Raw genomic sequence first — 242 nt, 5'->3', positions numbered from 1 at the left:
ACCGACACCGCCCTGACCGGCATCAACACCCTCCGCAACCACCCACCCCACACCACAAACACCAACGACAGCGGTCAGACCCCTGGTGCTCAGAACCCGGCCAGCGCCCGTACCACCCACAACAGCCAGAACCCGAACACTCAAGACCAGAACCACAACACCAACCCCGAAGGCAACCCCCACCTCGACGGCTTCACCGACGAACTCAACACCCGCCCCGCCACCCCGTCAGACGCCCCGGA

1 protein-coding gene is annotated in these 242 nt (G+C 65.3%); it reads left to right on the top strand.

The genetic code is table 11. The annotated features are described in order from the left end of the window. Positions 1-242 (top strand): hypothetical protein (locus ACFHWE_RS23880; RefSeq protein WP_416604128.1); only part of this gene is annotated, 242 nt, incomplete at both ends.

It is taken from the genome of Nocardiopsis sp. LOL_012 (assembly GCF_048060475.1).
Lineage (GTDB): Bacteria > Actinomycetota > Actinomycetes > Streptosporangiales > Streptosporangiaceae > Nocardiopsis.
The sequence above is the reverse complement of the archived record's forward strand: the minus strand, read 5'-3'. Positions and strand labels throughout refer to the sequence as shown.